The 14,975-nt window shown below is 40.6% G+C and carries 17 protein-coding genes; 10 read left to right on the forward strand and 7 right to left on the reverse strand.

What is annotated here, in order from left to right; all coding sequences use genetic code 11:
* Positions 1 to 14 precede the first annotated feature (14 nt).
* Together tatA and tatC are read left to right on the forward strand one after the other, a co-directional pair.
* A complete protein-coding gene (tatA, locus tag A8F95_RS18605; RefSeq protein ID WP_065411908.1) occupies positions 15 to 212 on the forward strand; it encodes a twin-arginine translocase TatA/TatE family subunit in 198 nt (65 codons plus the stop codon).
* A 15-nt stretch (positions 213 to 227) separates the two neighbouring features.
* Positions 228 to 992, forward strand: a complete 765-nt coding sequence (gene tatC / locus A8F95_RS18610) for a twin-arginine translocase subunit TatC (RefSeq protein ID WP_065411909.1) — start codon at positions 228 to 230, stop codon at positions 990 to 992.
* Positions 993 to 1,039: 47 nt separating this feature from the next.
* Here tatC and A8F95_RS18615 read toward each other — a convergent pair whose 3' ends face one another.
* The 4 genes from A8F95_RS18615 to A8F95_RS18620 all read right to left on the reverse strand — a co-directional run bounded on the left by A8F95_RS18615 (position 1,040) and on the right by A8F95_RS18620 (position 3,729).
* Positions 1,040 to 2,665: an ABC-F family ATP-binding cassette domain-containing protein gene (locus A8F95_RS18615; RefSeq protein ID WP_065411910.1), complete on the reverse strand. Its 1,626-nt coding sequence runs from the start codon at positions 2,663 to 2,665 to the stop codon at positions 1,040 to 1,042.
* 133 nt (positions 2,666 to 2,798) lie between these two features.
* On the reverse strand, positions 2,799 to 2,960 hold the full coding sequence (locus tag A8F95_RS22690) for a hypothetical protein (protein WP_176713754.1): 162 nt from the start codon (positions 2,958 to 2,960) through the stop codon (positions 2,799 to 2,801).
* 15 nt (positions 2,961 to 2,975) lie between these two features.
* Positions 2,976 to 3,152: a hypothetical protein gene (locus A8F95_RS22695; RefSeq protein WP_176713755.1), complete on the reverse strand. Its 177-nt coding sequence runs from the start codon at positions 3,150 to 3,152 to the stop codon at positions 2,976 to 2,978.
* A 160-nt stretch (positions 3,153 to 3,312) separates the two neighbouring features.
* Positions 3,313 to 3,729 carry a pyridoxamine 5'-phosphate oxidase family protein gene (locus A8F95_RS18620; protein WP_065411911.1) on the reverse strand — a complete coding sequence of 139 codons (417 nt, stop codon included), beginning with the start codon at positions 3,727 to 3,729 and terminating at the stop codon, positions 3,313 to 3,315.
* Positions 3,730 to 3,914: 185 nt separating this feature from the next.
* Here A8F95_RS18620 and A8F95_RS18625 point away from each other — a divergent pair, with 185 nt between their 5' ends.
* From A8F95_RS18625 to ltaS, 8 genes are all read left to right on the forward strand, one after another.
* Positions 3,915 to 4,622: a phosphoadenylyl-sulfate reductase gene (locus A8F95_RS18625; RefSeq protein WP_065411912.1), complete on the forward strand. Its 708-nt coding sequence runs from the start codon at positions 3,915 to 3,917 to the stop codon at positions 4,620 to 4,622.
* A 59-nt stretch (positions 4,623 to 4,681) separates the two neighbouring features.
* Positions 4,682 to 5,830, forward strand: a complete 1,149-nt coding sequence (gene sat / locus A8F95_RS18630; protein ID WP_065411913.1) for a sulfate adenylyltransferase — start codon at positions 4,682 to 4,684, stop codon at positions 5,828 to 5,830.
* A gap of 12 nt (positions 5,831 to 5,842) precedes the next feature.
* A complete protein-coding gene (gene cysC / locus A8F95_RS18635) occupies positions 5,843 to 6,436 on the forward strand; it encodes an adenylyl-sulfate kinase (RefSeq protein ID WP_065411914.1) in 594 nt (197 codons plus the stop codon).
* 74 nt (positions 6,437 to 6,510) lie between these two features.
* A complete protein-coding gene (gene cobA / locus A8F95_RS18640; RefSeq protein ID WP_065411915.1) occupies positions 6,511 to 7,290 on the forward strand; it encodes a uroporphyrinogen-III C-methyltransferase in 780 nt (259 codons plus the stop codon).
* On the forward strand, positions 7,287 to 8,048 hold the full coding sequence (locus A8F95_RS18645) for a sirohydrochlorin chelatase (RefSeq protein ID WP_065411916.1): 762 nt from the start codon (positions 7,287 to 7,289) through the stop codon (positions 8,046 to 8,048). The genes cobA and A8F95_RS18645 overlap by 4 nt, the downstream gene beginning before the upstream one ends.
* Entirely contained in the window at positions 8,029 to 8,655 is a 627-nt protein-coding gene (locus A8F95_RS18650) for an NAD(P)-dependent oxidoreductase (RefSeq protein WP_065411917.1), read from the forward strand. Before A8F95_RS18645 ends, A8F95_RS18650 begins: the two co-directional genes overlap by 20 nt.
* A 19-nt stretch (positions 8,656 to 8,674) precedes the next feature.
* Positions 8,675 to 9,580 (forward strand): sulfite exporter TauE/SafE family protein, encoded by a 906-nt coding sequence (locus tag A8F95_RS18655; RefSeq protein WP_065411918.1) that lies wholly within the window; start codon positions 8,675 to 8,677, stop codon positions 9,578 to 9,580.
* A 707-nt stretch (positions 9,581 to 10,287) separates the two neighbouring features.
* Positions 10,288 to 12,249 carry a lipoteichoic acid synthase gene (gene ltaS / locus A8F95_RS18660; protein WP_095407491.1) on the forward strand — a complete coding sequence of 654 codons (1,962 nt, stop codon included), beginning with the start codon at positions 10,288 to 10,290 and terminating at the stop codon, positions 12,247 to 12,249.
* Between the two features lie 588 nt (positions 12,250 to 12,837).
* On the opposite strand, the gene hxlB is transcribed toward ltaS, so the two are convergent.
* The 3 genes from hxlB to A8F95_RS18675 all read right to left on the reverse strand — a co-directional run bounded on the left by hxlB (position 12,838) and on the right by A8F95_RS18675 (position 14,649).
* On the reverse strand, positions 12,838 to 13,395 hold the full coding sequence (hxlB, locus tag A8F95_RS18665) for a 6-phospho-3-hexuloisomerase (protein WP_049662032.1): 558 nt from the start codon (positions 13,393 to 13,395) through the stop codon (positions 12,838 to 12,840).
* A gap of 17 nt (positions 13,396 to 13,412) precedes the next feature.
* A complete protein-coding gene (hxlA, locus tag A8F95_RS18670) occupies positions 13,413 to 14,054 on the reverse strand; it encodes a 3-hexulose-6-phosphate synthase (protein WP_065411919.1) in 642 nt (213 codons plus the stop codon).
* A gap of 226 nt (positions 14,055 to 14,280) precedes the next feature.
* A complete protein-coding gene (locus tag A8F95_RS18675) occupies positions 14,281 to 14,649 on the reverse strand; it encodes a winged helix-turn-helix transcriptional regulator (RefSeq protein WP_065411920.1) in 369 nt (122 codons plus the stop codon).
* Positions 14,650 to 14,975: the final 326 nt, after the last annotated feature.

Below are 14,975 nucleotides of genomic sequence, written 5' to 3' on the forward strand. Positions count from 1 at the left end.
AAGGAGAGAGCATAATGGGTATTGCGAATATCGGGATTCCAGGATTGATTATTATTCTAGTCATTACCTTGATTATTTTCGGCCCGAAGAAGCTGCCGGAGATTGGTTCTGCTTTTGGGCAAACGCTGGCAGAGTTTAAACGCGGGGCGAATAAGCTGATGGAAGAAGACGACGCTAAAAACAAAAAAGAGGACCAGTCTCCAAAAGCATAACAGGAGGGGAAGAGGATGGGAGAACGAGAAACTTCGGAAGATATATCCCTAGAAGTGTTGGAAGAAGAACAAACGCTAGTCGAGCATTTAACAGATTTAAGAAAAGTAGTCCTGCATTCTGTTATTTGCGTACTTATGATATTCGGCTGTCTGCTTTTGTTTATGCATAAGATCATTCCATTCTTGTCTCGTGAGCATGAATTGGTGATGCTTGGACCGCTGGAAGTGATCAGGCTGTATGCCGGAATCGGATTAGTACTGGCGTTAGGATTATCCGCACCATTCATCGCGGGACAGCTTTGGGTTTTTTCTCGGCCGGCGATGACGGCACAGGAAAGAAAAATGGCGTTGGTGTTTCTTCCCGCCGTTTTAGGAAGCTTTGTGACAGGGATTGCTTTTGGCTTTTATGTCATCTTCCCAACGATTTATCGTTTTTTAATGGGACTTGGAGCAAAAAACTTTGAGATGATGATCACGGCTAAAGAGTATTTTCATTTTCTTATTATGACAACTGTCCCGATGGGGGTCTTATTTGAAGTCCCGCTATTATTAATGTTTTTAACAGCGATACGGCTCGTCACACCAGTAAAACTAAAAAAAGTAAGGAAGTATGCTTTACTGATCTTTGCTGTCTTGTCTGCTTTAATCACACCACCTGATTTTCTGTCGCAATTAATTGTGCTAATCCCGCTTATTCTTTTATATGAGGCAGGGATTATCCTATCTAGTTTTACGATGAAGTGGCTGGAGAAAAAGCAAAGGCAAGCAGATATCGTTTAAAACAGAAACAGTCGGGAGCAAAAAACTCCCGACTGTTTTATTAATTTTTAAGAGACTTGATACATCTCTTTTATTTGTTTTTGTAAGTCTGTGTTTTCCAAATACTCATCATACGTCATTTGCTTGTCGATTAAGCCATTCGGTGTAAGATCCATCACCCGATTCGCGATCGTTTGAATAAATTGATGGTCATGAGAAGCAAAGATGAGCGAGCCTTTAAAATTGATCAATCCATTATTTAAAGCTGTAATAGATTCAAGGTCCAAGTGGTTTGTCGGCTCATCCATTAATAAGACATTTGCCCCGGATAACATCATTTTAGAAAGCATGCAGCGGACTTTTTCTCCACCTGACAGGACACTTGCTTTTTTCAAAGCTTCTTCTCCTGAGAAAAGCATACGGCCTAAAAATCCGCGTAAGAAACTTTCACTCTCATCTTCAGGAGAGAACTGACGAAGCCATTCAACAAGTGTCAACTCAGAGCCTTCAAAATATTGGCTGTTGTCTTTTGGAAAATACGATTGGCTCGTCGTGACGCCCCACTTATATGTTCCGCTATCCGGCTCCATTTCGCCAGCCAAAATTTTGAATAAAGTCGTCTTCGCTAATTCATTTGTACCGACAAGAGCGATTTTATCGTCTTTATTCATAATAAAGCTAACGTTATCAAGCACTTTTACACCATCGATCGTCTTTGTTAAACCTTCCACACGCAATAAGTCATTGCCGATTTCACGCTCTGGTTTAAAATGAACGTATGGATATTTACGGGAGGAAGGCTGGATGTCATCGAGTGTAATTTTTTCAAGCGACTTTTTCCGAGAAGTCGCCTGTTTAGATTTTGATGCATTGGCGCTAAAACGGGCGATGAACGCTTGAAGCTCCTTGATTTTTTCCTCTTTCTTTTTATTAGCATCCTGAGCCATTTTCGCTGCTAGCTGGCTGGACTCGTACCAGAAGTCGTAGTTTCCGACATAAATTTGAATTTTACCGAAATCCAAATCAGCAATGTGCGTACATACTTTATTTAAAAAGTGCCGGTCATGCGAAACGACGATGACCGTGTTTTCGAAATTAATAAGGAATTCTTCGAGCCATTGAATCGCTTGGATATCTAAGTGGTTGGTCGGCTCATCTAGAAGAAGAACGTCCGGCTTGCCAAAGAGAGCTTGTGCAAGCAATACTTTTACTTTTTCAGAACCCGTCAGTTCTGCCATTTTTTTCGCATGAAGTTCTTCAGAGACACCGAGCCCTTTTAACAGGATCGCCGCTTCTGATTCTGCTTCCCAGCCATTTAATTCAGCGAATTCTCCTTCAAGCTCTGCTGCTTTCATTCCGTCTTCATCGGTAAAATCAGCTTTCATATAGATGGCGTCTTTTTCTTGCATAACCTCATACAAGCGCGCATGGCCCATAATGACGGTTTTGAGTACTTCTTCTTCCTCGTACTCAAAGTGGTTCTGTTTTAATACAGCCATACGCGCGCCAGGTGTCATGGACACGTGACCGGTTTGAGATTCAAGATCTCCTGATAGAATCTTTAGAAAAGTAGATTTGCCGGCTCCATTTGCGCCGATTAACCCGTAGCAGTTCCCAGGGGTGAATTTAATATTAATATCTTCAAATAATTTCTTATCGCCGAAGCGCAGGCTGACATCCTGTACAGTAATCAATAGTATTCTTCCTCCATTTATTCATAATCGTATCGATTATACCATCTTATAGAGTGAAAAGGGAGAGCAGTTCCACTAGCAAACAAAAGGAATGCACAAAAAAAGAACCTCCAGTTGTTAACCGGTCTGGTTCTTAAGATTGAGAAATGATGGGGCAGTGTTTTAAATGTTTAATGTGAGTCAGTTCTACTTGATGTGGAGGGGAGAGACGCATAATATCACAATAACCGGCCCGGTCAATCCGTACAATCCGATACTTTTCCTTCCCGTATAAAATGATATCCTGTTCTTTCACGCGGATAACCTCTCTTTATTTATAAGTAAACTCCTGGCCAAACTCGCTGCCTAGAGAAGGGGGGTGGAAGCGATAAGCTACATGATTCCCAGCACCGTGGCAATGCTTACATACTTTGCTGATGAGGAACCCTCTGATTAGAGGAACTCTGCCTAATCCATTGCATTCTGCGCATACACGTCGATGAGTCATCAAATTCCTCCTTTCAAAGATGGTGAATAAACATACTTTTCTGTAGTATACCCATTTATGCTGCTATATAATCCAAGCAGTATATAAATTCCATAGAGATAGAAGGGAAGAGGAGGAAACAGACGAAAGCACCTTCTTATATAAGAAGGTGCTCAGGCCTTTATAATTCCAAGACTTGAGGAGTATCTTCTCCTTTGTTCATGTAACGAATCGTATTTGGCGTAATGGTAAGGACGATATAGTTAGGGTCATTCGGACCGTCGAACCATTTGGCGATCTCTTCGTTCCAAAGACGCTCTTTCGTTTGTTGCGAATCATCTATTTTAGCGGTTCCTTCAATTTCAAGAAACGTATCGCCTATTCCCTCGCCAGTATAACCGATCAAGATATGAACGTGTGGATTTTGGTCAATTTCTTCTACCTTGTACGTATCTTTCCCTGTTGGTGTATAAAGTGTTAATTCCTCATTGTAAAAAGTCATGTAGCGGGTATGGGGCTTATTGTTTTTCACTGTTGCCAGTGTACCAACTTTATTTTCTTTCAGGATATTGAGGATTTCTGTTTTTAACTGCTCCATTTTTTCATCTCCTTGTTTGCAATGCTTTCTTCTTTTACTATTCCTTTTGATGATAAAATTAAACGCGGACTTCTTTTATTGAAAAGAAAAAGGAAATTTTTTAAAAATAGGCTTTGACTTTAGAAAATTTTCTGATAAGATTATTTATATTCATCAAATCCTATCTGTAAAGTAGGTGTTTAAAAATGGTTACATATGAACAGTGGAATGAAAAAGAAGTCCCGCTTTTTCCAGCGGAAAGTGAAACAAAAGGAGCGCTTGAAACCCTTCAATGGGCTTATGAGGAGTACGGTGAGAAACTTGTATATGCCTGCAGCTTCGGAATAGAGGGGATTGTGCTTATCGATTTAATTTCGAAAGTAAAACCGGATGCGGAAATTGTTTTTCTAGATACCGGCTATCACTTTAAAGAAACTTATGAAGTCATTGATGAAGTGAAAAAGAATTATCCGTCTCTCCGCATTCATTTGCAGCAGCCCGATTTAACGATCGATGAGCAGACTGCTCAGCATGGAAAAGATCTTTGGAAAACCGAGCCGAACCAATGTTGTAATATAAGAAAAATTGTGCCGCTCTCAAAGGCGTTGGCACCATCTATTGCTTGGATTTCAGGATTGCGAAGAGAACAATCAGAAACAAGAAAGCATACAAACTTCTTAAATCAGGACCATAAGTTTAAAAAAGTAAAGGTGTGTCCTTTAATTCATTGGACATGGAAGGATGTTTGGCGCTACGTGACAAAACACGAGCTTGCTTACAACCGGCTTCATGACCAAGGTTACCCAAGTATCGGGTGTGAAACTTGTACAAAACCGGCTTATTCTCTTGAGGATATGCGGGCCGGACGCTGGTCAGGCACTGGAAAAACAGAATGTGGGCTGCATACAAGTTAATTTTTTTACCTTTAAATCATACTATTTATATAAGATTAATTAACTTAGGAGGAGTTAAAATGACTCAAAGTATACCGCATGGCGGCAAGTTAGTTCAATTATTTCATCCTGATTTAGATATCTCTGGCATTCAGAAAGAGATTGAATTAGATCAGACAGCTTTAAGTGACCTGGAATTGATCGGTACAGGAGCTTATAGCCCGCTAATCGGTTTCTTAACGAAAGAGGATTATGATTCTGTCGTCTCTAATCTTCGTCTCGCTAATGGAACGGTTTGGAGCTTGCCGATTACGCTGCCTGTAACAGAAGAAAAGGCGGCTTCGCTTCAAGAAGAGGAGACAGTGTTACTCGTTCACAACGGTCTTCCTTACGGTGTATTGACGATTGAAGAGATTTACCGGCCGGATCAGCAGATAGAAGCCCAAGAAGTATATAAGACAACCGATACAGCTCATCCAGGGGTGAAAAAATTATTAGACCGCGGATCTGTTTATATCGGAGGGCCTATTACGTTAATTCGTCGAATTGAACGAAGCCAATTCAGCGAATTTTACTTTGATCCCATCGAGACGAGAGCTATTTTTAAAGAAAAGGGCTGGGAGCGAATTGTTGGTTTTCAGACAAGAAACCCGGTTCACCGTGCTCATGAATATATTCAAAAAACAGCACTTGAAATTGTAGATGGTCTTTTGTTAAATCCGCTTGTAGGAGAAACAAAATCGGATGATATCCCAGCAGATGTGCGAATGGAGAGCTATCAAGTGCTATTAAAGGATTATTATCCGAAAGATCGGGTAAAGCTTGCTGTTTTTCCGGCTGCTATGCGTTACGCTGGTCCAAGAGAAGCGGTCTTCCATGCGATCGTCCGTAAAAACTATGGCTGCACGCACTTTATCGTGGGCCGTGACCATGCGGGAGTCGGTGACTACTACGGAACGTATGATGCTCAAAAGATTTTTGATCAGTTCTCTGCAGAAGAGATCGGCATTACATTGCTCTTCTTTGAACACAGCTTTTATTGCAAAAAATGCGAAAGCATGGCCTCAGCTAAAACATGCCCGCATGACAAAGAAGACCACGTGATTCTTTCAGGTACAAAGGTACGGGAAATGCTGCGAGCTGGAGAAGTGCCTCCATCCACTTTCAGCCGTAAAGAAGTAATTGACGTATTAATCCGCGGGTTACGAGAGAAAGAAACGGTTCAATAGGAGGAAAGACGAATGAGCACAAATATCGTTTGGCACGAGCAGGCATTAACAAAGCAAGATCAACGGGCGAAAAACAAGCATCATAGTGCAGTTTTCTGGTTTACAGGTCTTTCGGGATCTGGAAAATCAACGGTGGCTAATGCAGCAGCCAAAAGATTACATGATCTTGGTGTGAACACTTATGTTCTGGATGGGGATAACATTCGCCATGGATTAAATAAAGATTTAGGCTTTTCTGATGAAGATCGAAAAGAAAATATCCGGCGAATCGGAGAAGTAGCTAAATTATTCGTTGATAGCGGTCAAATTGTATTTACGGCGTTTATTTCTCCATTTCAAGAGGACCGGGAAACGGTTCGCCAGCTGCTTGAGAAGGATGAATTTATTGAAGTGTTTGTCAGCTGCCCATTAGAGGAGTGTGAAGCACGTGATCCAAAAGGGCTTTATCAAAAAGCTCGCGCTGGACAGATTCCAGAATTCACAGGTATCTCTTCTCCTTATGAAGCACCAGCTGCGCCAGAATTAGTGTTAGAAACAAATCTTTATTCAGTTGATGAATGCGTCGATCAGCTTATTGATTTTATGAAAAGGAAACAGTGGGTTTGATGATGAAATAAATGTGGGAAAACAGCGGACATCTAGTCCGCTGTGCTTCAAAGAAATAAGCGGAGGTGGCCATTATGGCAAAAGTGTGGTTAGTAGGAGCAGGTCCCGGTGATCCAGACTTAATTACAGTGAAAGGCTTAAAGGCTATTAAAGGGGCAGATGTTATCCTTTACGATCGGTTAATTAGCCCTGAGCTTTTAGAGTATGCAAAGCCAGAGGCAGAATTGATTTTTTGTGGAAAACTACCGGACCATCACCATCTACAGCAGGAAACGATTAATTATTTACTCGTTAAGCATGCCAAAAAAGGCAAAAACGTCGTACGGTTAAAAGGTGGCGATCCTTTTGTTTTTGGCCGAGGCGGTGAAGAAGCAGCTTTCCTTGTTGAACACGGAGTTTCCTTCGAAGTGATTCCTGGCATTACTTCTGGAATTGCCGCTCCTGCCTACGCCGGTATTCCTGTTACCCATAGAGAGCACAGTGCCTCTTTTGCCATTGTGACCGGCCACCGACGTGAAGGGGAAAAAGAAGAATTGAAATGGTCAGCTTTGGCCAATGGGATTGATACATTAGCGATTTATATGGGAGTGAAAAATCTCCCCTATATACAGGAGAAATTAATCTCGCACGGTAAGTCTCCAGAAACGCCAGTTGCTCTCATCCATTGGGGTACAACGAAAGAACAAAGAACCGTGACGGGCACACTTGAAACGATTGTCGATATCGTAAAAGCAGAAGGCATTACGAACCCAAGCATGATCGTTGTTGGGGAAGTTGTCCGGCTTCGTGAACAATTACAATGGTTTGGCGATTGGGAAACCGATGCTGTCTTAGCAGCAGGTGCTGGCCAATGAAAGCCGTTCTGTATATTTGCCACGGCAGCCGAGTGAAAAAAGGTCGAGATGAGGCGCTTGCTTTTATTGAACGGACAAAGCCGTTTATCGATATTCCGATTCAAGAGGCATGCTTCTTGGAGTTAGCCGAACCGACGATCGAACAGGGAGTGTCCCGCTGCGTAGCACAAGGGGCAACAGAAATTATTGTTTTTCCATTTCTGCTGCTTGCTGCAGGGCATGCCAAGAAGGATATCCCGATGGAGCTAGAGAAAGTACAGTTTGCCTTTCCCTCTGTCGTCTTTTATTATGCGAAGCCGCTTGGTGTCCATGAAGCCATGGTGGATATTTTAGTGGAGCGTATGAGGGAAACGGGACAGCCGATTATGCCGGATGCTTCTGTATTACTTGTCGGGCGCGGAAGCAGTGATCCCCAAACGAAAGAGGACTTTGCTGCGATCCGCGATCTATTCCGTTATAAAACCAAGTTATTAGATGTGAATATTGGATATTTAGCCGCTGCTACTCCATCATTTAAAGAGGAGCTAGTGAGGATTCACCAGCAAAAGCCGGCTCAGCTATGGGTCCTGCCTTATCTGTTATTTACAGGTATTCTCTCTAAAACAATGGAAAAAGAAATTCGTTCTCTTGAATCACAAGAATCCATTATTTTAACAAAGTGTCTTGGCTATCATTCATCTATTAGGAACATTATGAAAGAGCGTATAAGAGAAGCAGATCCGACAGGAGGATATCATTATGTTTCCCATCATGGTTGATTTAACAGATGAGAAAATCGTGGTTGTTGGCGGCGGAGAAGTGGCCCTTCATAAGATCAATAATTTGCTGAGGTTCGGATTACACGTACATGTGGTAAGCCCAGCGATTCACCCGGAAATAGAAAGACTAGCTAGCGAAGGCTTCGTGACGGTTTTGCAAAAACTAGTTGAGGAAGAAGATTACCACGATGCTTTCCTAGTTATGACAGTAACAGATTCAAAAGCAGTAAATGATGAAATAGCGAGAAGAGCAAAAGCAGCTGGTAAGCTTGTTGTTCATGCTGAACAGCCAGACCTTGGCAACAGTACGATCCCAGCTTCTTTGCAAAGAGGCCGTCTCGTCGTTAGCGTTTCAACTGGAGGGGCAAGTCCTACTCTTGCCAAACAAATTAGAAATCAACTAGAAGAACAATATGATGAGTCTTATGAAGATTATCTTGATTTTTTATACGAAGTCAGACAAGTGATCAAGAAAGTAGAGCCGGATCGGGCAGTACGCCGTCATTTGCTGAAAATAGCAGCTGATCCGATTTTTTATAAAGATATTGAAAGAAGAGAAGCGTTTTTACATGAAATTCGGCCATTTGCCCATGTAACAACGCCGTGATGAGGAGGAGGGGAGAAGGTTGGAGAGATTTGTCATATTAGCACTTGTTGGACTTGCTGCGCAGCTCGTAGACGGGTCGCTCGGAATGGGGTATGGTCTTACATCTACTACACTTTTGCTTTCTGCCGGTATCGCACCAGCCATTGCCTCTGCTTCTGTTCATATGGCAGAAGTTGTGACGACTGCAGCTTCAGGAGTCTCACATATGCGTTTTGGAAACGTTGATAAACAAATGGCAAAACGCCTTATTATCCCCGGTTCGATCGGCGCATTTTCAGGAGCAACGTTTTTAAGTCATTTAACGGGTGATTATGTCCGGCTGTATGTGTCTATCTTTTTATTTGCATTAGGGTTATACATTCTAGCGCGCTTTCTATTTTTAAAAGACGCGCGCAAGCAAGAACATAAAAAATTAACGAATCGTTTTTATTTGCCACTGGGCTTCGTTGCTGGCTTTTTTGATGCAAGCGGCGGCGGCGGATGGGGACCGATTGCTACACCGGCTCTGCTGTCACAAAAAGGAGTAGAGGCAAGGAAAGTAATTGGGACGGTTAGCGTCAGTGAATTTGCTGTCGCTTCTTCCGCCACAATCGGATTCATGATTTCACTTGGCGTTGGAAACATTAACTGGCTTTGGGCAGGAGCGATCATGCTTGGCGGAGTCATCGCCGCACCTATTGCTGCCTGGATTGTGAAGAGCCTGCCGACAAGAATACTAGCTGTCATCGTAAGCGGGATGCTGATTTTTACAAACGTGCGGTCTATTTTGAGCTACACAACCATTGACCACACCATTCACAACGTGATTTATACAGCTATCGTCATCATCTGGATATACATTGTGTTCCATGTTGCCCAAAAAGAACGCAAATTAAAGGTGGAAACACTGGAACTAAGCATAGAGAAATCGAGAGAAACATCTTGAGGAAATGTTTATATTGGTCTAGTATCCCTTCTCTAAATCATAGAGAAGGGGTTTTTTTGTGGATCAATACGTAGCAAGGAATTGAGCATATCACTAAAACTGTGGCAGTTTTGTTATTCTCGTATAGATGATTGAATTCTGTAACAATATCTATGAGCGTGTTTAATCTTTTAAATTTTGACTTAGGTTCATATGTAACGTTTTAGAGGTTAGCTATTTGGATGGCAAGGAGATTTTTTACTTCTTTTCGATAAAACCATACAACTTGGCTAACGATCAGGAGCTTTACTTGGCAGGTTCTTTAGAAGTGCTCTTCCCAAAACAGTCACTGTTAAAGAAAAAACTAGATATTAAACGATGTATTGTCGTTTTTTAAGTTCGATGAAGTGTTTGTATCAAAATTTAAAATTAAATAACTTTGTCCTCATTCTGTATTATCATTTTTACTCTTAAAATCCTTCCTTCATTTTTTAGTCATTTCCTAATCGCGGATAGTGTGCTCCAGGTCATTAGCCCTATTTTGTCGAAGTTGTTCGTTTGGACACATATCCGACATATAAACAATGTATCGTATAGCAGTGGCAGCCCTGACTAAGGCTCTTCCTCACTTTGCTCAAAGTCAGAAGTCACACGATAGGTAATGTCAAAAGAATCTCACTACGTATTAATTTTAAAAAGCTAGTTTGCTAGAAGGCAGGTTTATAAGAATGAGTAATGTGTTTCAAAAAGTTCAAGGATTTTCAAACAAATTTATCGGTTTTTTTATGACAGCAGCCGTTCTGCTATGGATCAAAACCTATGTTGTCCAATTAACACAATTTGAATTAGGAATAGACAATATCGTGCAGAAGTTTCTGCTGTTCCTAAACCCTTTAGGTTCGTCCTTGCTGTTTTTAGGCCTGGCGTTCTTTTTTAAAGGAAGAAAAAAATATATAGCCCTGTTAACTCTGGACGCGCTATTGTCCGTTCTATTGTTTGCTAATGCTTTATATTATAGGTCCTTCAATGACTTCATTACACTGCCAACGTTAACCCAAACTGAAAATTTTGGAGATGTAAGCACTAGTGTAGCGTACCTTTTAAAACCATATGACTTTCTATTTTTCATTGACTTTGTCCTTTTAATAGGGGTACTGGTCTTGAAATGGGTAAAGGTCGAAATGAAAGATATGAATCGCTTGAAAGCAAGTGCGGTCCTATTGTTAGGGATAGGGATTTCAGGCGTTAACCTGGCATTAGCAGAGGTGGACCGTCCTGAGTTATTGACAAGGGGATTTGACCGTAAATATATCGTAAAATATTTAGGAATGTACAATTACACGATTTACGATACCGTTCAAAGTACGAGGGCTTCTGCCCAGAGGGTACTAGCGGATAGTGATGATATCACAGAAGTAGACAATTACGTAAAAACAAATTACGCAGAACCAAATCCGAAATATTTTGGTGCAGCTAAAGGAATGAATGTCATCTATTTGCATCTCGAATCCATTCAAAACTTTTTAATGGATTATAAGTTGCAAGGGGAAGAAGTGACACCATTTTTAAATTCGTTAACAAGGGATAAAAACACCCTTTATTTTGATAACTTTTTCCATCAAACAGCTCAAGGAAAAACGGCGGATGCAGAGTTTATGATTGAAAACTCTTTGTATGGACTGCCGCAAGGAGCAGCCTTCACAACAAAAGGATTAAACACATACCAGGCAGCTCCGGCTATTTTAGATCAATATGATTATACGTCGGCTGTATTTCATGGGAATTCAGGAAGCTTTTGGAACCGAAATGAGATTTACAAATCGTTTGGCTACGATAAGTTTTTCGATTCCAGCTACTATGAAATGAATCCTAAGGATTTGGCGGATTACGGTTTAATGGATAAGCCATTTTTTGAGCAGTCGATGCCTCTATTAAAATCATTGCCCCAGCCGTTTTACACGAAATTTATTACAGTAAGCCATCATTACCCGTTTACAATAGCGGACGAAGAGACAACGATTGCGCCTCATACAACTGGGGATAAATCTGTTGATCGTTATTTCCAAACGGCTCGATATGCGGACGAAGCATTAGAGCAATTCTTCACAGATTTAAAAGAAGCCGGCTTATATGAGAATACGGTGATTGTTATGTACGGTGATCATTATGGCATTTCTGAAAATCATAATAAAGCGATGAAACAAGTGCTAGGAAAAGAAATAACCTCTTTTGAAAGTGCAGGATTACAAAGAGTGCCTCTGTTTATCCATGTACCCGGCATAGAAGGGGGAGTCAACCATGAATACAGCGGACAAATTGACTTGCTTCCAACCCTTCTCCATTTGCTCGGAATTGATTCAAAGCAATATATTCAATTCGGTACCGATATATTGTCCGGCAAGCATGATTCGCTGGTACCATTCCGTAATGGTGACTTTGTCAGTCCGTCTATTACGTCTATTAATGGTAAATTTTACGATTCGTCCACCGGGGAAAAGTTAGAAGAATTCCAGCTGTCAGAAGCTAAGGAACTTCAGCAGGATGCGGAATACAAGCTGGAGCTTTCAGATCGAGTCGTGAATGGTGATTTGCTCAGATTTTACTCACCGCCAAACTTTACACCTGTAGACAGATCGGAATACGACTATACCAACACTAAAGAAAAAGAAATTGATAAGGAAGAGAAGTAGAAAGAGGCTACCTGTAAATTAATAAACCGCCCCGAGTAGTGGAATTTTAAGAGGTTCTTTATTCAGGGTTTTTGTGTCTGTAAGCTGAAAAGCTATAGTTATATTGATTTATACAAAGTTGCTATAAGCATTTTTACTTTTCTCCTATACCTACTGAAAATGATGTCTGTAAGTTGAATGAGTTCGCCTGATCTTGCTTTCAGCCTCCACATTCCAAGAACAGGCTATGAGGCTTTTTACTCTTTCTGCATCTTCAGAGATATCAACGGTAATGCCAGGTAGACGTTTAAAGCATTGATCGTGAGATTTTTAATTCTTTTTGAAGCTTTGCCTATTTTTGATTTTATTGCCATAAATTTATAAACTTTTTATAAAAAGTAATAGTAAGAGGGTTTAAGAGAGAAGGATAGCTTATATCGCCGCATGGAAACTAAAATCACCTGAGTCTTCTATAGGGACTCAGGTGATTAGAAATATTTATATAACGATTAAGGGGGGCCGAGCCAAAAACCAATGTCCAATTTATTTATACGAGGTGAGTGAGAATGATTTCGATACTTGACCGGTTAAAAATTAAACAATTTTTTCTTATTCCAAGTTAGCATGTTTTCCGTACATAGTATGGGAATTTAAACCTTTTTTCTCCATAAATCTCAAAATCACAGCATCATAGAAAAGTAGAAGAGTCTGTTCAAATAAAGAACCCATAGGCTGTATGGTTTGGTATGCGCTTTGTGTCTGATCTTTAGGAGCACCTGGCAATTTAATGGTCACATCTGCTAATTTTCCGATCGTTGATTGAGGAGCAGTTGTAATCGCCGCTATCGTTCCGCCGATACCTTTAGCTTTTTCGACCATGGAAACTAAGCTTTTTGTTTCGCCGGAGCCGGAGCCAACAATTAAAATATCGCCTTCTTCAAAGTTGGCAGTCACGGTTTCTCCCACTACATAAGCATCCAATCCCATGTGCATCATCCGCATAGCAAAAGATTTTGCCATAAATCCGGAACGACCTGCACCCGCTACGAAAACTTTTTTAGCTTGATAAATATGATTAACCAGCTTTTCAGCGTCTTCGTTAGCTATTTGGGAAGTCGTATGGCTCAACTCTTTAATGACTTCATTTAAGTATTCGGTCGTTTGCATAGTAATGGTTCCCTTTCTTATGCAAGTGATTCTTGTTTAATTAAGGATTCCATTTTAGCAGCTACAGCTTTTTTATCTTGTTGACCAGTAATTCCGCCGCCAACAATGACAAGGTCAGGCTGTGTTTCGACCACTTCTGGCAGTGTATCTAATTTAATACCGCCTGCAATAGCTGTTTTTGCATTTTTTACTACGCGCTTAATAGTTTGTAATTGTTGGAAAGAGTTTTCGCCGGCAGCTTGAAGATCGTAGCCCGTGTGTACACAAATATAGTCAACGCCCAGCGCATCGATTTCTTTCGCACGCTGCTCAAGGTCTTTTACATTGATCATATCAACAAGAATTTGTGTTCCTTGTTTTTTAGCTTCTTCTACTGCACCTTTAATTGTGGCATCATCTGTTGCACCTAGTACGGTAATAATATCCGCACCTGCTTCAGACGCTTTCATTACTTCGTATGCTCCTGCATCCATAATTTTTAAGTCAGCTAATACTTTTAAATTAGGGAAGGCTTGTTTAATTTCTTTTACCGCTCTAAGGCCCTCGTTAATTACCACTGGTGTGCCAATTTCAACGATGTCGATGTGCCCTTCAACTTCTTTTACTACTTCCTTTGCTTGTGGGATGTTTACAAGATCCAATGCTAATTGTAATTCCATTTCTACTTCACTCCTTAAATGTTTTTGGTTAGTGGTGAATCTATAACTTATTCTAGTGGGTATCTTTTTAAAAAAGAAGTACGCACTTTAATATCATATAGTCACTAAAAATATACTAAAGGGGGGAGGAAGCAATTAATAGCCGAAAAAGATGAGGGTCCTGTCAGTCTACTATCAAAAAAACATGTACGGAACCTTGTACATGTTTTTTTGATAGTAGACTTATTTACTTTACAGCTTCATTGATTTCTATTCCCAACTCGTCTGCAATGGTTTTTTTATAATTTTTTCCCCATTCATACATAATTTCTAGAATAGGAATCAAGCTCCGCCCTTGTTCCGTCAATGAATATTCTACCTTTGGAGGAACGACAGGATAAACTTCACGATGGACAATCAGGTCTTCTTCCAGTTCGCGAAGTTGGTTTACAAGCATTTTTTGTGTAATACCAGGCATGAGAGTTCTCAATTCGTTAAACCGTTTTGTGCCTTCTTTTCCAAGGTGCCACAGTATAAGCATTTTCCATTTTCCGCCAATTACAGAAAGGGTTAGCTCTTTTTCACAGTTAAATATTTTGTTGCAAAGATGTCCCATTTTCTTCATCTCCTTAGGGTGATAGTATACTTTTTATAACTATATGTATAAAAAGTGCATACTTACAATTAGATATCTTACAGACTATACTTGCATTATTACTACTAACTGTTTGAGGAACGTAGGGGGGTGATACAAGTGAGAAAGCGATTCCAGATTAGAATATTTGCAAAGAAAATGATTGCCGTTTCTTCGGCGTAGCCAAAAACTTAGCTTCAAGAAATGCTTCCCCGCTTCATACGTTCCGTTTAAGAAAAACGAACAAACTACTTCCAGTATTGCATTGAACAGTGTGATTAGCCGGTTCTGTTATTTATGCTCCGTAG

This window comes from Pseudobacillus wudalianchiensis, assembly GCF_001685015.1.
GTDB classification, from domain to species: Bacteria; Bacillota; Bacilli; order Bacillales; family Domibacillaceae; genus Pseudobacillus; species Pseudobacillus wudalianchiensis.